This window comes from Microbacterium terrisoli, assembly GCF_030866805.1.
Taxonomy (GTDB): domain Bacteria; phylum Actinomycetota; class Actinomycetes; order Actinomycetales; family Microbacteriaceae; genus Microbacterium; species Microbacterium terrisoli.
Window position 1 is genome coordinate 1,312,625 of record NZ_CP133019.1, and the last position, 16,485, is coordinate 1,329,109.

Annotated in this window: 14 protein-coding genes and 1 tRNA gene; 9 read left to right on the top strand and 6 right to left on the bottom strand. The window is 69.2% G+C overall.

Annotated features, from left to right (window positions below; all coding sequences use genetic code 11):
- Positions 1-62: 62 nt before the first annotated feature.
- The gene (locus QU603_RS05470; RefSeq protein WP_308493484.1) at positions 63-281 is read right to left on the bottom strand and encodes a hypothetical protein; all 219 of its coding nucleotides are present in this window, start codon (positions 279-281) and stop codon (positions 63-65) included.
- 61 nt (positions 282-342) lie between these two features.
- Between QU603_RS05470 and QU603_RS05475 the strand changes: the two genes are divergently transcribed.
- Positions 343-978 (top strand): flavin reductase family protein, encoded by a 636-nt coding sequence (locus QU603_RS05475; RefSeq protein ID WP_308493485.1) that lies wholly within the window; start codon positions 343-345, stop codon positions 976-978.
- 63 nt (positions 979-1,041) lie between these two features.
- On the opposite strand, the gene QU603_RS05480 is transcribed toward QU603_RS05475, so the two are convergent.
- Positions 1,042-1,542 (bottom strand): MarR family winged helix-turn-helix transcriptional regulator, encoded by a 501-nt coding sequence (locus QU603_RS05480; RefSeq protein ID WP_308493486.1) that lies wholly within the window; start codon positions 1,540-1,542, stop codon positions 1,042-1,044.
- A 71-nt stretch (positions 1,543-1,613) separates the two neighbouring features.
- On the opposite strand from QU603_RS05480, the gene QU603_RS05485 reads away from it, so the two are divergent.
- From QU603_RS05485 to QU603_RS05500, 4 genes are all read left to right on the top strand, one after another.
- Positions 1,614-1,685, top strand: a tRNA-Gln gene (locus tag QU603_RS05485).
- 1 nt (position 1,686) lies between these two features.
- The gene (gene glmU, locus QU603_RS05490) at positions 1,687-3,156 is read left to right on the top strand and encodes a bifunctional UDP-N-acetylglucosamine diphosphorylase/glucosamine-1-phosphate N-acetyltransferase GlmU (RefSeq protein ID WP_308493487.1); all 1,470 of its coding nucleotides are present in this window, start codon (positions 1,687-1,689) and stop codon (positions 3,154-3,156) included.
- Positions 3,131-4,165 (top strand): ribose-phosphate diphosphokinase, encoded by a 1,035-nt coding sequence (locus QU603_RS05495; RefSeq protein ID WP_308493488.1) that lies wholly within the window; start codon positions 3,131-3,133, stop codon positions 4,163-4,165. The genes glmU and QU603_RS05495 overlap by 26 nt, the downstream gene beginning before the upstream one ends.
- Positions 4,166-4,186: 21 nt before the next feature.
- Positions 4,187-5,752, top strand: coding sequence for an FAD-dependent oxidoreductase (locus tag QU603_RS05500; protein ID WP_370655332.1), 1,566 nt, complete (start codon positions 4,187-4,189; stop codon positions 5,750-5,752).
- A gap of 27 nt (positions 5,753-5,779) precedes the next feature.
- Here QU603_RS05500 and QU603_RS05505 read toward each other — a convergent pair whose 3' ends face one another.
- The 4 genes from QU603_RS05505 to QU603_RS05520 all read right to left on the bottom strand — a co-directional run bounded on the left by QU603_RS05505 (position 5,780) and on the right by QU603_RS05520 (position 9,865).
- Positions 5,780-7,210 carry a sensor histidine kinase gene (locus tag QU603_RS05505; protein ID WP_308493489.1) on the bottom strand — a complete coding sequence of 477 codons (1,431 nt, stop codon included), beginning with the start codon at positions 7,208-7,210 and terminating at the stop codon, positions 5,780-5,782.
- Positions 7,211-7,266: 56 nt separating this feature from the next.
- Positions 7,267-7,995, bottom strand: a complete 729-nt coding sequence (locus tag QU603_RS05510) for a response regulator transcription factor (RefSeq protein WP_308493952.1) — start codon at positions 7,993-7,995, stop codon at positions 7,267-7,269.
- A gap of 155 nt (positions 7,996-8,150) precedes the next feature.
- Positions 8,151-9,632 carry an NADP-dependent phosphogluconate dehydrogenase gene (gene gnd, locus QU603_RS05515; protein ID WP_370655333.1) on the bottom strand — a complete coding sequence of 494 codons (1,482 nt, stop codon included), beginning with the start codon at positions 9,630-9,632 and terminating at the stop codon, positions 8,151-8,153.
- A 110-nt stretch (positions 9,633-9,742) separates the two neighbouring features.
- Positions 9,743-9,865 carry a hypothetical protein gene (locus QU603_RS05520; protein ID WP_308493491.1) on the bottom strand — a complete coding sequence of 41 codons (123 nt, stop codon included), beginning with the start codon at positions 9,863-9,865 and terminating at the stop codon, positions 9,743-9,745.
- 213 nt (positions 9,866-10,078) lie between these two features.
- On the opposite strand from QU603_RS05520, the gene QU603_RS05525 reads away from it, so the two are divergent.
- The 4 genes from QU603_RS05525 to QU603_RS05540 all read left to right on the top strand — a co-directional run bounded on the left by QU603_RS05525 (position 10,079) and on the right by QU603_RS05540 (position 16,483).
- The gene (locus QU603_RS05525; RefSeq protein ID WP_308493492.1) at positions 10,079-10,696 is read left to right on the top strand and encodes a 50S ribosomal protein L25/general stress protein Ctc; all 618 of its coding nucleotides are present in this window, start codon (positions 10,079-10,081) and stop codon (positions 10,694-10,696) included.
- A 70-nt stretch (positions 10,697-10,766) separates the two neighbouring features.
- A complete protein-coding gene (gene pth / locus QU603_RS05530) occupies positions 10,767-11,351 on the top strand; it encodes an aminoacyl-tRNA hydrolase (RefSeq protein ID WP_308493493.1) in 585 nt (194 codons plus the stop codon).
- A gap of 23 nt (positions 11,352-11,374) precedes the next feature.
- Positions 11,375-15,001 carry a transcription-repair coupling factor gene (gene mfd, locus QU603_RS05535; RefSeq protein ID WP_308493494.1) on the top strand — a complete coding sequence of 1,209 codons (3,627 nt, stop codon included), beginning with the start codon at positions 11,375-11,377 and terminating at the stop codon, positions 14,999-15,001.
- 165 nt (positions 15,002-15,166) lie between these two features.
- Positions 15,167-16,483, top strand: a complete 1,317-nt coding sequence (locus tag QU603_RS05540) for an alpha/beta hydrolase (protein ID WP_308493495.1) — start codon at positions 15,167-15,169, stop codon at positions 16,481-16,483.
- Positions 16,484-16,485: the final 2 nt, after the last annotated feature.

Below are 16,485 nucleotides of genomic sequence, written 5' to 3' on the forward strand. Positions count from 1 at the left end.
GAGCATTCCGGCCACTTCTGTCACCTCACCGAGAGATGGGGGGAGGAGCGGGATGCGGGGGGTCAGTCGCCCTCGCGGCGGGTGCCGCCGCAGCGCCAGCAGGCGGTGCCCGGCGGACCCTCGATCATGGCGCCGCAGTCGGCGCACAGGCTCGGCAGCCAGCACGCGGCGTCGCCGCCGAGGGCCTCATCGGCGAGGGCGCCACCGCCGCGCGCATCGGCGGCAGCATCGCTGCCACTGAGGTGCTGTGCGGAGTGCGGCATCCGATCCTCGTCGCCCATATGCCCATCATGCTCCGTCACACGCGGCGAGGGGGTGCGTGACCGCTGATACGTTCGCAGCATGGTCGCCGAAATCCCGTCCCACGTCGTCGCCCATCCGCACGTGCTGTACGTGGGGACGCCGGCATTCCTGGTCGGATCGACGAATCCCGACGGCACGGCGAACCTGGCTGCGGCATCCTCGTCCTGGGCGTTGGGGGACATGCTCTGCCTGGGCATCGAGGCGGACGGACAGACCGCGCTGAACCTCGCCGAGCGTCCGGGGATCACGGTGAACTACCCGTCGGCGCCGCTGTGGCCCGCGCTCGTGCGCCTGTCGCGGCTGACCGGCCGGTCGCCGGTGCCCGCGGCGAAAGCCGACCGCTACACGTTCGAGCCAGACAAATTCACCGCGGCCCGGCTGACACCGCAGGCCTCTGAGCTGGTCGAAGCCCCGAGGGTGGCAGAGTGCCTGCTGCAATTCGAGGCGGCCGTGCGCAGGATGACGCCCGGGCTTGACGGGTCGTATTTCATGGTCGAGGCAGAAGTCGTGCGTGTGCACGCCGACGAGTCGATCGTGCAGCCCGGCAGCGGAGAGATCGATCCGCGTGCGTGGCATCCGCTGGTCTATGCGTTCCGGCACTTCTTCGATCGGGGCGACGAAGTGGGCTGGCTGCCCTCGAGTCGCATCGCGCCGCACCCGCCGGTCATCGACTGAGTCCGGGCGTGCCCGGCCGAACCCACCCCAACCCATCCGACCCGCTCAGGCTCAGGCTCAGGCTCAGGCGACGTCGAATCCCAGACTGAGCTTGCGCAGCAGGCTCGCCAAGCGCTCCCTGTCGCTGTGCGAGAGCCGTGAGAGAAGCGCGGCCTCTGCATCGACCAGCCGGGTGATGGCGGCATCCACCCGCACTTTGCCGTCGGGGGTCATCACCACCAGAATGCTGCGACCGTCGTCGGGATCGGCCTCGCGCCGCACCAGCCGGCGCCCCACCAGCCGGTCGATGCGATTGGTCATGGTGCCGCTGGAGACCAGGGTCTGCAGCAGCAGCTGCTTGGGAGTGAGCCGGAACGGTTCGCCCGCGCGGCGTAAGGCCGACAGCACGTCCCACTCCCACGGTTCGAGCTCGCTGCGCAAGAACGCTTCGCGCCGTGCGCGGTCCAGGTGCTTGGAGAGCCGGTCGACCCGCGAGAGCACCTCCAACGGTGAGAAGTCCAGGTCCGGTCGCTGCGAGACCCACGCCGCGACGATCCTGTCCACTTCGTCGGTCTCGTGCGCCATGCCCTCATTGTTGCGCACGCGGGAGCAGGGTTCAGGATCTGGCAGACTTGGAGCGGCCGCGGATGCGGCGGTCCGCCGTGGTGTAATGGCAGCACGACAGCCTTTGGAGCTGTGAGGTCTAGGTTCGAATCCTGGCGGCGGAGCATGGCTGACAACATCGATGAGCGTCTCGCCGTCGTGATCCTGGCTGCAGGTCAGGGCACCCGCATGAAGTCGACATTGCCGAAAGTGCTGCACCGCATCGGCGGGCGGGCGCTGGTCGGGCATGTGCTGACCTCGGCGGCAGAGCTGCTCCCCGCGCACACGCTCGTGGTGGTGCGCCACGAGCGTGACCTGGTCGCGCAGGCGGTCGCCGACGACGCCCCGACGGCCGTGGTCGTCGACCAGGACGAGATTCCCGGCACCGGTCGCGCGGTCGAGGTGGCCATCGAGCGGCTGCCCGATTTCACCGGCGACGTGCTCGTGCTCTCCGGCGACGTGCCGTTGCTGGATGCCGCGACCCTCAGCTCCTTCGTCGCCGGGCACCGCGCCTCCGGTGCCGCGGTCACCCTCATGACAGCGGTCGTGGCAGATCCGAACGGGTACGGCCGCGTGATCCGCGACGCAGACGGGGGCGTGGACCGCATCGTCGAACAGAAGGACGCCACGGCCGAGGAGGCGGCGGTCAGCGAGATCAACGCGGGCGTCTACGTGTTCCGCTCCGAGGCGCTGCGCACGCACCTGCCCACCATCGGCACGGACAACGCGCAGGCCGAGAAGTACCTGACCGATGTCGCGGGACTCGTGCGTCGCACCGGCGGCCTGGTCGCGGCATCCGTCGTCTCAGACGTCACCCTCACCTACGGTGTGAACGACCGGGCGCAGCTGTCGGATGTCGGGCGACTGCTGAACGCGCGCACCGTGCGGCGCTGGCAGCTGGAGGGGGCCACGATCCTGGACCCCGCCACGACCTGGATCGACGTGACCGCCACGCTCGCCGCCGACGTCACGGTGCTGCCGAACACGCACATCCTGCGCGCGACCACCATCGCCACCGGTGCCGTGGTCGGTCCCGACACGAGTCTCGTGGACTGCGAAGTGGGGGAGCGGGCCACGGTGCGTCGCACCGATGCGACGCTGGCGGTGATCGGGGCGGATGCCATGGTCGGGCCGTTCTCGTATCTTCGGCCGGGCACCTACCTGGCCGACCACGGCAAGATCGGCACGTTCGTGGAGACCAAGAACAGCACGATCGGCGAGGGCAGCAAGGTGCCGCACCTCTCGTACATCGGCGACACCACGATCGGCACCGGGGTCAACCTCGGCGCGGGGGCCATCACGGCCAACTACGACGATCTGACCAAGCACCGCACCGAGATCGGCGACCAGGTGCACACCGGCTCGCACAACGTCTTCGTGGCGCCCGTTAGGATCGGAGATGGCGCGAAGACCGGGGCGGGAGCCGTCATCCGCAAGGATGTGCCCGCCGGAGCCCTGGCATTGAGCGTGGCCCCCCAGCGCAATGTCGAGGGGTGGGTCCAGAAGAACAGATCGGGCACGAAGGCGGCGGATGTCGCGAGCCGGGCCCGATCCACACAGAAAGCCGGCGATGGGCCACAAAGACAAGAAGGTTGATCTGGATCGCGACCGTGGGATAGCTCCCAGCCTGGTCGCCAAGACCAAGAAGCGTCTCGTGGTCGCCTCCGGCAGCTCGCATCGGGCCCTGGCAGCCGAAGTCGCCCAGGCACTGGGCACCGAGCTCGTGCCCACCGAGTACCGCACGTTCGCGTCGGGCGAGATCCTCACCCGCTTCGAGGTCTCGGTGCGCGGCTGTGACGTGTTCCTCATCCAGTCGTTCGGCCCGCCGGTGAACGAGTGGCTCATGGAGCTGCTGATCATGCTCGATGCGGCCAAGCGCGCCTCGGCCAAGCGCATCACCGTGGTCGCCCCGTACTACCCGTACTCACGGCAGGACAAGAAGGGCCGTGGGCGTGAGCCGATCAGCGCGCGTCTGGTCGCCGACCTGATGAAGACCGCCGGGGCCGACCGTGTGATGAGCGTCGATCTGCACGCCGCGCAGATCCAGGGCTTCTTCGACGGCCCGGTCGACCACCTGTTCGCCAAGTCGGTGCTGCTGGAGTACTTCCAGCGGACCCTGAGCGGCGAAGACCGTGCGAAGCTCACGGTGGTCTCGCCCGACACCGGCCGGGTGCGCGTGGCCGACCAGTGGTCCGACAGCCTGGATGCGCCGCTGGCCATCATCCACAAGCGCCGTGACCCGAACGTGGCCAACCAGATCACCGTCAACGAGATCGTCGGTCGCGTGCGCGGTCGGGTCTGCCTGCTGGTGGACGACATGATCGACACCGGCGGCACGATCCTCAAGGCTGCCCAGGCGCTGAAGGCCAACGGGGCCGAGCGCGTCATCGTCGCCGCGACCCACGCCGTGTTCAGCGACCCGGCGGTGCAGCGGATGCAGGACGAGGCGATCGACGAAGTCGTCGTCACCGACACGATCCCGCTGCCCGAAGACAAGCTGTTCCCCGGCCTGACGGTCTTGCCGATCGCCCCGCTGCTGGCCCGCGCGATCCACGAGGTGTTCGTCGACGGCTCGGTGACGAGCATGTTCAACGGCGCCGCCTGATCCCGGGTCGGCGGTGACGGCGTGAATCCATCGCTGCGCGCGAGCTGGAACCGCGGCTTCCAGCTGCTGGGCAAGGTCTCGATGTACCGGCTGACGCTGCTGGCGCTGGCGCTGCTGGCCGTCATCGCGCTGCTGCTCTCGCTGGCCGGCATCGCCGGCCCCACTCCGCTCGAGCTGGTCGCGACCGCCGCCGTATTGGTCGTGGTGTGCGCGGGGGTGGATGCCGCGGCGCAGCGACTTCTGAAGCTGCCCTGGCGGCTCGAATCCTCGCTGATCACCGCGGCGATCCTGCTGTTCGTGCTGCGCCCCTCGGACGAGGTGCTCGGGCTCGTGGGGATCGCGATCGCAGGGGCCGTGGCATCCGCATCGAAATACGTCTTGGCCTGGCGCGGGCGGCACATCTTCAACCCGGCGGCGGTGGGGGCGACGGTGCTGACACTCCTGTCGGCATCGACGGCCGCGTACGCCCTGGGCTCGTCGTCGTGGTGGATCGGCTCGCCGGCGTTTGGCCCCGTGGTGCTGCTGCTGGGCGTGATCGTGCTGTGGCGCACCGAGAAGCTGCGGGTGATCGCGCTGTTCTGGGTGGTGGCGCTGGTGGTCAGTGTGGCCACCGTCGCCGCCGAATACCGGCAGCTGGGCTCCCCAGTGGACACGTGGACCATCCTCGGCCAGCAGCTGTGGTCCTCGCCCCTGCTGTTCCTGGGCGCGTTCATGCTGTCTGAGCCGCTGACCCTGCCGCCGCGGCGCTGGCAGCAGCTGATCGTGGCGGCCGTCGTGGGTGTGCTGGTGGGCTGGGCGCCACTGATCGGCACCTTCCCCGTCTCGCTGGGTCAGGAGCGGGCGCTGCTGATCGGCAACGCCGTCGCGTTCGCATTCGCCGTGCGCTCCGCGGTGCGACTGGTCTATGACCGGCATGCCGATCTGACCCCGTCGATCGAAGAGCTGAGCTTTCACGCCGGTCGGGGCTTCTCGTTCACCGCCGGACAGTTCCTCGAGCTTGACGTGCCGCACCGTCGGCCCGATGCACGGGGCACGCGGCGCGAGTTCAGCATCGCCTCGGCTCCGGCGGACCTTCCCACCGTCCGCATCGCGTTCCGCCGCGGATCGCAGTCCACCTACAAGAAGGCGCTTGCGGCGGTGCAGCCGGGCACGGCGCTGGCGGTGACCGGCGTGTGGGGCGACTTCGTGCTGCCGCGACAGTCGGACAGCCCGCTGCTGATGGTGGCCGCCGGCATCGGGGTCACGCCGTTCGTGTCACAGCTGCGCCAGCTCATGCTCACAGGCCGCAGTCGTGACATCGTCGTGGTGTACGTGGCCGGCGAGGCCGCCGAGCTCGCTTTCCGTGAGGACCTCGAAGCGTCGGGCGTGCGGGTGGTCGTCTTCACGCGCGACGAGCCGAAGGATCTCGCACCGCATTGGGAGTGGGCCAAGGGTGTGCGATTGGATGCCGCAGGCCTGGCGCGCACGGTTCCCGACATCGCGCGGCGGCATGCGTACGTGTCGGGCCCGGCGGGGCTGATCGCCGACCTCGCGCCGGCGCTGGAGAAGGCCCGCTCGATCACCACCGACGCGTTCAGCGGGTACTGAGCCGCCTCGTCTCCGGGCCGATCCTGTTCACGTGTCCGGGTCGTGCGGCCGGGCGGGCAGCCGCACCTCGAACGTGGTGTCGCCGGGCCGGGAGCGCACGCTGATGGTGCCGTGGTGCGCTCGCACGATAGCGCGCGCGATCGACAGGCCCAGACCCGTCCCGCCGGTGTTTCGCGCACGGGAGCGGTCGGCGCGCGCGAACCGCTCGAACAGCTCGGCCGACACCGAGGGGTCGATCCCCGGGCCGTCGTCGTGCACGCGGATCACCGCGTCGCCGTCGTGGCGGGTCACGCTCGTGGTCACTTCGGTGCCCGCCGGTGTGTGCGTGCGCGCATTGGCGAGGAGGTTGGCCAGCACCTGGTGCAGACGCGCGGTGTCGCCGGCGACGATGACGGGTTCTTCGTCCACATCGACCAGCCAGCTGTGGTCGCGCCCTGCCGCCTGCGCGTCGCCGGTGGCCTCGACGGCGAGCTGCGACAGATCGACCGTGCCGAATACGAGTTCCTGACCCTCGTCCAGGCGCGCCAGCAGCAGCAGGTCCTCGACGAGCGCGGTCATGCGCAGGGACTGGGCGTGGATGCGCTCCAGCGCCTGGGCGCTGGTGTCGCTGAGGGTGCGGTCACGCAGAGACAGCTCCGAATATCCGCGGATGGACGCCAGCGGGGTGCGCAGCTCGTGGCTGGCGTCGGCCACGAAGCTGCGCATGCGCTCCTCGTTCGCCTGGCGCGCCTGCAGCGACGAGCCGACGTGGTCCAAAAGTGTGTTCAGTGCCGTGCCGACGCGGCCGATCTCGGTGTGGTCATCGACCTGATCGCCCGGCACCCGTGCCGAGATCGAGACGTCGCCCTCCGACATCGGCAGGCTGGCCACACGGGTCGCCGTCTCTGCCACGGCGCGCAGGGGCTGCAGTCCGCGGCGGATCACGACGGCGATGGCGCCGGCCAAGAGGAGAAGGCCGCCCAGGGTCACCAGCAGCACGGTGGTCAGGATCTGCGCGATCGTCTCATTGACCTCGCTCAGCGGCAGCCCGCCTGCGACCTGCACCGTGGAGCCGAGGCTGCCCAGCCGCATGCGGTAGGCCCCGAGCGAGTCGATGGCGACCGTCGAGCTGTTGGTGTGCGCCAGACTCAGCACCACTTGCTCGACCTGGTGCGCCGACATCTGCTGCACGTCGCCGTCGTCGGTCACGTACGCGCCGTCGGCGGCACTGCCGCGCGCACTCACGATCAGCAGATAGCCGGGCAGGCGTCGCGGGCCCAGTCCCTGCAGGATGTCGTAGGCCTGGTTGCCCGACTGGATCAGTGAGGGGGGATCGATGGATGCGCTCTGCAGGACCAGTGTCGTGGTCTCGCGCACCTTCGTGTCGAGGTTCTGCTGCAGGATGCCGCCGATGATCGCACTGGTGCCCAGAGCCACCGCGGCCAGGATCAGCGCGACGATGCCGATCACCGTGGCCATCAGACGGGTCTGCAACGTCAGGCGCCGCCGGGAGCGGCCGGGGTGGTCCGGTGCGGTCACTGCGGGGCTTTGATCATGTATCCGACGCCGCGCACCGTGTGGATGAGCGCCTCGGCACCCTGGTCGATCTTCTTGCGCAGGTACGAGATGTACAGCTCGACGACGCTCGAGCGCCCGCCGAAGTCGTAGTTCCACACGCGGTCGAGGATCTGCGCCTTCGAGACCACGCGGCGCTGATTGCGCATCAGATAGCGCAGCAGCTCGAACTCGGTCGCCGTCAACTCGATCTCGCGCCCGGCGCGCTCGACCTCGTGACTGTCTTCGTTCAGCGACAGGTCGCCCACGCGCAGGATGGGCTCGGACTCGGCCGCTTGTGCGGTGCCTGCGCGGCGCATGAGTCCGCGCAGGCGCGCGACGACCTCTTCGAGGCTGAACGGCTTGGTGACATAGTCGTCGCCACCGGCGGTCAGACCCGCGACCCGGTCGCTGACCGAGTCCTTCGCTGTCAGGAACAGCACCGGCACGTTGTTGCCGCTGTGACGCAGCCGCTGCAGCACGCTCATGCCGTCCAGATCGGGCATCATGATGTCGAGCACCATGGCGTCGGGGGCGAAATCCCGCGCGGCCTGCAGCGCCTCGAAGCCGGAGGCGGCCGAGTGGACGTCCCATCCTTCCATCCGCAGCGCCATCGACAGCAGATCGGTGAGCATCTGCTCGTCGTCGACGACGAGGATGCGAGGGGCAGCGCCGTCGGCGCGGTGCAGTGTGGTGCCGGGTGCAGTCATGGTCATGCCTCGATTCTCCTCAGCGGACTGTGAATCATCTATGGCAAAGGCTATGGCGATCCTGTGAATCCCGACAGCGGAGGCGCCTGTGGGCCCGACTCAGGTGCACGCGGCCGTGCGGCGCACGCGCATCGTCGCAGACAGGCGGGTCGCCGTCAGTGCGTGTCCTGCGCGTCGACTTCGCTGCGGTCGCCCGACCACAGGGTGTGGAACGTGCCTTCACGATCCGTGCGGCGGTACGTGTGGGCTCCGAAGAAGTCGCGCTGCCCCTGGATCAGGGCGGCCGGCAGCCGGTCGGCGCGCAGTCCGTCGTAGTAGGCCAAAGAGGACGAGAAGGCCGGTGCCGGGATGCCGGAGCCTGCCGCGGTCTGCACGATCCGCCGCCACGCGTCCTGTGCGCGTTCGAGTGCGTCCACGAAGTACGGCGCCGTCAGCAGCACCGTCAAATCCGGAGTCTGCGCATACGCGTCCGAGATCCGGTTGAGGAACTGCGCGCGGATGATGCAGCCGCCTCGCCAGATCTTGGCCACGGCGCCCAGGTCGATGGTCCAGTCGAACTGGGCGGCGCCGGCGCGGATCTCATCGAACCCCTGAGAGTAGGCGACGATCTTCGAGGCGAACAGCGCCAGACGTACGTCCTCGATGAAGGCCTCGGCGTCATCGGCCTGCGGCGGCGCGGTCGGTCCGGGCAGACCCGCCGCGACGGCGCGCTGCTCGGGGTGGCTCGACAGCGAGCGGGCGAACACGGCCTCGGCGATGCCCGAGACCGGCACGCCCAGGTCGATCGCCGTTTGCACCGTCCACCCGCCGGTGCCCTTGGCGCCGGCCTGATCGAGGATCACATCGACCAGCGGGGCCTGGGTCGCGGCATCCTGCTGGCGCAGCACTTCGGCGGTGATCTCGATGAGATACGAGTTCAGCTCGCCCTCGTTCCACTGCGCGAACACGTCAGCGATCTCGGCCGGGCTCTTGCCGGTGCCGCGGCGGATCAGGTCGTACGCCTCGGCGATCAGCTGCATGTCGGCGTATTCGATGCCGTTGTGCACCATCTTGACGAAGTGTCCGGCGCCGTCGTGGCCGACGTGCGTGACGCACGGCTCGTCCTCGGCGACCGCGGCGATGGAGCGCAGGATCGGGCCGAGGGTCACCCACGACTCGTCTGATCCGCCGGGCATGAGAGACGGGCCCAGGAGCGCTCCCTCTTCGCCGCCGGACACTCCCATGCCGACGAAGTTGATGCCGGTGGAGCGCACGGCCTTCTCGCGGCGGATGGTGTCGGTGAACAGCGCATTTCCGCCGTCGACGATGATGTCGCCCGGTTCGAAGACCGCCACGAGGTCGTCGATCACGGCATCGGTGGGGGCACCGGCCTTCACCAGGATGATGGCGGTGCGCGGCTTGGACAGCGATGCGGCGAACTCGGCATATGAGAACGCCGGGATGAATCCGGCCTCGGGGTGTGCGGCCACCAGTTCATCGGTCTTCGAGCGGCTGCGGTTGTACACGGCCACCGTGTTGCCCTCGCGGCTGGCGAGGTTGCGGGCGAGGTTCGAGCCCATCACCGCCAATCCGACGACGCCGATGTTCGCGGTGGGCTGGGATGCGGGCACGGTCACGGGCGCTCCTTGGCAAGGCATTGGGGACGGCGGGGAATCGGGGGAGACGGGATCGGGTCGGTGGACCCGGGTCCCTCCAGATTAGAGCGTGCCTCGCAGCGCGGGCCCGTGTGTTGCAGACGCGGACCGGATCAGTGCTTGCGGTAGGCCTGCCGGCCCAGGAACCAGAATGAGAGCACCGCGCCGATCACTCCGAGGCAGACGACCAGGCCGACGAAGCCCAGAACGAGGTCTGAAGCGAGCTGTGCGTCCATGTGAGGTCCTCCCGGGGGTCGATGCGCAGGCGTCGTCTTCATCGTAGCGGGCGCCCTGGTAGACTCGGGACGCAACTTCGGCGAGGGATGCTCGGCATCCGTGATCGACGCAGTGATGCGGGCCCTGACGGCTTTCCTCACGCGCATGCGTTCGAGTTGAACAAAACCCCGATACATCAGGACCCGCCCGCCGGGTTCGTCAAGGAGAAGAACATGTCCGACGACACCAAGGTCCGCGCCGAGCGGCGCGAGAACTTCGGCAAGGGCTTCGCGCGGCGCCTTCGCGCGGCCGGCCAGATCCCTGCCGTCATCTACGGTCACGGCACCGACCCGGTGCACGTCGCCCTCCCGGGACACCAGGTGTCTCTGCTGGTGCGTCGCGCCAACGCGCTGCTCGAGCTCGACCTCGACGGCACGCACCAGCTGACGCTCGTGAAAGACATCCAGCGCGACCCGGTGCGCCAGATCATCGAGCACATCGACCTGCTTCTGGTCAAGAAGGGCGAGAAGCTGCAGGTCGAGGTTCCGGTTCTGGTCGTGGGTGAGTCCGCTCCCGGCACCATGGTCAACCTCGACACCGCCACGCTGCGCCTCGAGGTCGAAGCGACGCACATCCCCGAGCGCATCGAGGTCAGCGTCGAGGGCCGCGAAGAGGGCGAGCACATCACCGCGGGCGACATCGCGCTGCCCAAGGGTGCGACCCTCACCGACGACCCCGAGCTGCTGATCGTGGCCGTCTCGGTGCCGGCCTCCGGCGCAGACGAAGAAGCAGCCGAGGAGGCCGCTGAGGCTGCCGAGGCGGCACCGGCCGAGGAGGCCGCTGCGGAGTGATCCGCGATCGTTCCATCGTCGAGGGGGTGCGCACAGCGCGCCCCCTCGACGCATGCGGGGAGAGATGGGCATGACCACGACGTGGTTGGTGGTGGGGTTGGGCAATCCCGGCCCCCAGTATGAGCTGACACGGCACAACATCGGCCAGCTGGTGGTCGACGAACTCGCCGATCGCCGTCATGAGCGCTTCAAGGCGCACAAGGCGAATGCGCGCGTTGCCGAGACTTGGGTGCGTCCCGGCGGTGACAAGGTCGTGCTGGCCAAGCTCAACTCGTTCATGAACGTGTCGGGCGGACCCACCGCGAACCTCGCGAAGTTCTACGGCATCGACCCGGCGCATGTGGTGATCGTCCACGACGAGCTCGACATCCCGTTCGACACGATCAAGCTGAAGATGGGCGGCGGTCACGGCGGCCACAACGGCGTGCGCGACGTGGCCAAAGCGCTGGGCACACCTGAATTCTCCCGTGTGCGGGTGGGCATCGGCCGCCCGCCGGGGCGCCAGGATGCGGCGGACTGGGTGCTGGATCCGTTCAGCGCCGCCGACCGCAAGGCCCTGCCGATGCTGCTGTCCGATGCCGCCGACGCGGTCGAACAGCTCATCGACGAAGGCCTGCTGGCCGCGCAGCAGAAGCATCACGCGCCGCGAGCATGAGCGAGCGCCGGTAGACTCTTCGAGTGACAGTTCCCGGGATCGCGCGCGCCCTCGCGCAGGCCGAAACCGTGCGGGACGTGCTGGCCGCGGCATCCGTCGACACCGATCTCTCCCTCGTCGAAGGCATGGACGCCCCCGTGCTGGCGGCGTTGATCGAACGCCGCCGCGCTGCCGGCCACGCCGCCGCCCTGCTGGTGATCACGCCCACGGGCAGGCGGGCCGATGCCGTCGGGCCGGCGTTGGACGCGCTGCTGCCCAGTGCGCAGGTTCTGCATTTTCCGGCGTGGGAGACGCTGCCCCACGAGCGGCTCAGCCCCAGTGCCGAGACGGTCGGGCGTCGGTTGGAGGTGCTGCGGCGTGCACGCGAGTGGAGCCAGAGCGACCCCGGGCAGCGCCCTCCGCTGGTGATCACCGCGTCCGTGCGCGGAGCGCTGCAGCCGTTGGCGGCGGGTCTGGCCGACGCAGGGCCGATCGTCCTGGCAACCGGCGGCCGCGGACACGATCTGGGCGCGGTGGCCGCTCAGCTGGTCGAGCGCGCCTATCTGCGCGTGGACATGGTCAGCCGTCGTGGCGAGTTCGCGCTGCGCGGCGGCATCCTCGACGTGTTCCCGCCCACCGCCGACCACCCGTACCGCATCGAGTTCTTCGGTGACGAGGTGGATCAGATCCGCGCGTTCTCCGTCGCCGATCAGCGCAGCCTTCCCGGCGAGGTGGCCGAGGTCGAACTGCTCGCCAGCCGCGAACTGCTGCTGACCGCCGAGGTGCGCGCGCGTGCGGCGGCACTGGCCGAGCGGTCGCCGGGGCTGCGCGGCATGCTGGAGAAGATGAGCGAGGGAATCCCCGCCGAGGGGATGGAATCGCTCACGCCGGCGCTCGTGGACGACCTGGTCAGCCTCGTGGATTACCTGCCGGAAGGCACTGCGGTCGCGCTCCTGGACCCCGAGCGGGCAGTGACGCGTGCGCTCACGCTGTCTGAGACCAACCGCGAGTTCTTGGACGCGGCCTGGAGCGTGGCCACCGCGGGCGGCGAGGCGCCGATCGACCTCGGGGCCGGCGACTTTCTGGCGCTGCCCGAACTGCGCGAGGTCGCCCGCGTGCGCGGAGGCGTCTGGTGGACGCTGAGCGTGTTCGATTCGGGTGCCGCCGACAGCGCGGCCGCTCTCGGCGCCGACGCGGACACCGAAACCGACGCGGTGCGCGTGCCCGGTCGTGCCGTCGGGTCGTTCCAAGGGAGCATCGACGGCGCCACCGAGCGGATCGGGCAGCTTCTGGCGGACGGGCTGCGCGTGGTCGTGACGGTGTCGGGCCCCGGCCTGGCCGACCGTGCCCGCGACGTGCTGGCCGAGCGGGGGATCGCCGCACGGCGCGTCGACGAAGTACTGGAGGTGCCCGAACCGGGCGTGGCGCACGTGGTGGTGGCCGCCCTGGAGCGCGGGTTCGAGTCGCCCGAGGCGGGTATCGCCGTCTTCACCGAGGCGGAGTTCTACGGGCGTACGGTCGGCTCGGACACGCGGACGGTCAAGAAGCTCGCGTCTCGGCGGCGCAACGTCGTGGACCCGCTGCAGCTGAAGGCGGGCGATTTCGTCGTGCACACCACGCACGGCATCGGCCGCTTCGTCGAATTGACGCAGCGCGAGGTCTCCAGCGGCGGTCGGCACCCGGTCAAGAGCACGCGCGAGTACCTCGTGCTCGAATACGCACCGAGCAAGCGCGGGCACCCCGGCGACAAGCTGTATGTCCCCACCGACCAGCTCGATCTTCTCTCGCGCTACGTCGGCGGCGAGGCACCGACGCTGTCGAAGATGGGCGGGAGCGACTGGGCCCATACCAAGGGCAAGGCGCGCCGTGCGGTGCGCGACATCGCCGTCGAGCTCGTGAAGCTGTACTCGGCGCGGATGGCCGCCCGAGGCTATGCGTTCGGGCCCGACACCCCGTGGCAGCGCGAGCTGGAAGAGGCGTTCCCGTTCGCTGAGACGCCGGATCAGCTGCAGACGGTCGACGAGATCAAGGCCGACATGGAGAAGCCGATCCCGATGGACCGGCTGCTGTCGGGGGATGTCGGATTCGGCAAGACCGAGGTGGCCGTGCGGGCTGCGTTCAAAGCGATCCAGGACGGCAAGCAGGTCGCGATGCTCGTGCCGACGACCCTGCTGGTCAAGCAGCACCTCGACACGTTCACCGAGCGGTTCGCGGGCTTTCCGGTCAAGGTCCGGCCGCTGTCGCGCTTCCAGACCGACAAGCAGGCACGCGATACGTTGGCCGGGCTCACCGACGGCACGGTCGACATGGTGATCGGCACCCACCGCATCCTCACCGAGAAGGTGATCTTCAAAGACCTGGGCCTGCTGATCATCGATGAGGAGCAGCGGTTCGGTGTCGAGCACAAGGACGCCCTGAAGAAGCTGAAGACGAATGTCGACATCCTCGCGATGAGCGCCACTCCGATTCCTCGCACGCTGGAGATGGCCGTCACCGGGATCCGCGAGATGTCGACGCTGCAGACCCCGCCCGAGGATCGGCATCCGATCCTGTCGTATGTGGGCGCGCGCAATGACAAGCAGATCGCCGCCGCCATCCGTCGCGAACTGCTGCGCGAGGGCCAGGTGTTCTACGTGCACAACCGCGTGCAGTCGATCCAGCGGGTCGCCGCGCACCTCGCCGAGCTCGTGCCCGAGGCACGCATCGTGGTCGCCCACGGTCAGATGGGTGAGAACCAGCTCGAGCGGGTCGTCGACGACTTCTGGGAGCGTCGCGCGGACGTGCTGGTGTCCACGACGATCATCGAGACCGGCATGGACATCTCCAACGCCAACACGATCATCATCGACCGCGCCGACAAGTACGGGCTCTCGCAGCTGCACCAGCTGCGCGGCCGTGTGGGTCGTGGGCGCGAGCGCGCGTACGCGTACTTCCTGTACGACGAGCAGAAGCCGCTGAGCGAGACCGCCGCCGATCGACTGGAGACGATCGCGGTCAACAACGACCTCGGCAGCGGCATGCAGGTGGCGTTGAAGGACCTCGAGCTGCGCGGCGCCGGAAACCTGCTCGGCGCCGAACAGGCCGGTCACATCGCCGGGGTGGGATTCGATCTGTACCTGCGGATGGTCGGCGAGGCCGTTGCGACGTTCCGCGGCGAGGAGAACGAGGGACCGACCGAGCTGCGGCTCGAACTGCCGGTGCAGGCGCGCATCCCCGAGGACTACATCGACAGCGAGCGGTTGCGTCTGGAGGCGTACCAGAAGCTGTCGGGCGCTGCCGGCGTGGCGGCGGCCGAGGAGGCCATCGACACCGTCGTGGACGAACTGCGCGACAGGTACGGGGAGCTGCCCGCCGAGGCTGAAGGACTCGTCGCCGTCGCGCGGCTGCGGCGCCGCGCGGCGCAGGCGGGGCTGTCGGATGTCGTGGCCATGGGTCCGAACCTTCGCCTGGCCCCGGCCCGGCTGCCGGACTCGATGCGGGTGCGCCTGCAGCGGCTGCACCCTCGGGCGAAGCTCGTCGCCAGCGGCGAGGCCGTCGTCGTGCCGCTGCCGACCGCGGGCGGCGACTCCGTGTCGGATGCCGATCTGATCGCCTGGACGAGGCAGCTCATCGATCAGCTCTGGCCGCTGCCGGTCGCCGCACCCGAGAGCGCCGCGGCCGCGGCATCCTGAACTGCGCGTCGGGCCGGCAGGCGCTGTGCGGACATTCAGCAGACGCCTCGATCACCGGAAGCGCGCGCATAGCCATCTCGGGGATGGCAGCAAGCTCGCACTCGTACGCTCACGAGGGCGTCGCGTCACAGTCCCGCGCGACGCAGTGCAGAAGGGTGGATGCCGATGGTTCGGTGGTTCCTGAACCTCGATGTCATGAGCGGCGCCCTGCCCGAGGCGCTGTGGTTGCTGACAGCGCTCGTCGGCGTCGTGCTGCTGGTGCGCGATCGGACGCGCACGTGGGCGATCACCGCCCTTCCCGCCGTTGCCGGCGGTGCGATCGTGGGTGTGATCGCCGTGTGGATCACCGATGCGACCGACGCTTTCGGGGTGCCGATGCCCAAGGGGACCACCTGGTGGATGATGCTGGCCGGCGCCGGAATCGGGCTGGGGGTCGCGAGCTTCTGGCGCACGCCGGTGTGGCGCAAGGTGCTCGCCGGTCTGCTGATCGTGATCGCTCCGCTGTCGGCGGCGATGGGCATCAACGGCGGGTTCGGACTGACCCCGACGATCGCCGATGTGCTGGGGGTGAGCACGCTGCCGTCGGTGGGCGCCCTGCCGATTTCGCGGGCTCACCCCGCCACCGGTACCGGCGCCCAGCCCTTGTACCTGACGTGGAAGGCTCCGGCGAACATGCCGAAGGCAGGCCGCGTCGGCACGCTCTCGGGCGCACAGCGCATTGCCTCCACGGGCGGGTTCATGCCGCGTGACGCGACGGTCTATCTGCCGCCGGCAGCCCTGGTGCCGAATGCTCCGGCCCTGCCGTTCATGGTCATGATGAACGGCAAGCCGGGCAGCCCGACCCCGCGGTTCATCGAGGCGGCGCTGAATGAGCAGGCCGCCGCGCACCATGGCCTGGCACCGATCGTCGTCATCGCAGACCAGCTGGGCACGCCCATGCAGCAGCCTGCGTGCTCGCCCTACTCGAAGTTCGGCAACGTGTCCGAGTACGTCAACGCCGACATCGTGCGCTACGCGCGCACGCATCTGAACATCATCGACAACCCGCGGTACTGGACCATTGCGGGATACTCGGATGGCGGCGCATGCTCGCTCAAATGGGCGACCGAATATCCGAAGATCTGGGGGAATCTGATCAGCATCTCCGGCGACCGGTATCCCGGTGCCTCAGAACCGGCCACCTCGCTGCGCGAGGCATTCCGCGGCAGCATGAAGCTCGAGCTGTCGCAGCGTCCTGCGGTGTTCGTCAAGAAGAACGCCGGGCAGTTCGCCGGTCACGTGGCGCTGTTCACGGGCGGGTCGCTGGATGCCAAGTTCTCGGGGTATGCGCGCAGCAATGCCGAGATGCTGAAGGCCGCCGGATTCACCACGACCCTGATGGAGGTCGCCGGGGCAACCCATGTCGGCACCGCCCTGAGCGGGGGACTCGCCGAGGCCTTCACCCAGTTGTATCCCGTGCTCGGTCTGTCGCCGCGCGTGTGAGA

Excerpts from the sequence above, each read along its gene's own strand:
- glmU (WP_308493487.1), top strand. The coding sequence starts at position 1,687 with ATGGCTGACAACATCGATGAGCGTCTCGCCGTCGTGATCCTGGCTGCA.
- QU603_RS05470 (WP_308493484.1), bottom strand. The coding sequence starts at position 281 with ATGGGCGACGAGGATCGGATGCCGCACTCCGCACAGCACCTCAGTGGC.
- pth (WP_308493493.1), top strand. The coding sequence starts at position 10,767 with ATGACCACGACGTGGTTGGTGGTGGGGTTGGGCAATCCCGGCCCCCAG.
- QU603_RS05525 (WP_308493492.1), top strand. The coding sequence starts at position 10,079 with ATGTCCGACGACACCAAGGTCCGCGCCGAGCGGCGCGAGAACTTCGGC.
- QU603_RS05510 (WP_308493952.1), bottom strand. The coding sequence starts at position 7,995 with ATGACTGCACCCGGCACCACACTGCACCGCGCCGACGGCGCTGCCCCT.
- QU603_RS05540 (WP_308493495.1), top strand. The coding sequence starts at position 15,167 with ATGGTTCGGTGGTTCCTGAACCTCGATGTCATGAGCGGCGCCCTGCCC.
- QU603_RS05475 (WP_308493485.1), top strand. The coding sequence starts at position 343 with ATGGTCGCCGAAATCCCGTCCCACGTCGTCGCCCATCCGCACGTGCTG.
- QU603_RS05495 (WP_308493488.1), top strand. The coding sequence starts at position 3,131 with ATGGGCCACAAAGACAAGAAGGTTGATCTGGATCGCGACCGTGGGATA.
- QU603_RS05480 (WP_308493486.1), bottom strand. The coding sequence starts at position 1,542 with ATGGCGCACGAGACCGACGAAGTGGACAGGATCGTCGCGGCGTGGGTC.
- QU603_RS05520 (WP_308493491.1), bottom strand. The coding sequence starts at position 9,865 with ATGGACGCACAGCTCGCTTCAGACCTCGTTCTGGGCTTCGTCGGCCTG.
- QU603_RS05505 (WP_308493489.1), bottom strand. The coding sequence starts at position 7,210 with ATGGCCACGGTGATCGGCATCGTCGCGCTGATCCTGGCCGCGGTGGCT.
- gnd (WP_370655333.1), bottom strand. The coding sequence starts at position 9,632 with ATGCCTTGCCAAGGAGCGCCCGTGACCGTGCCCGCATCCCAGCCCACC.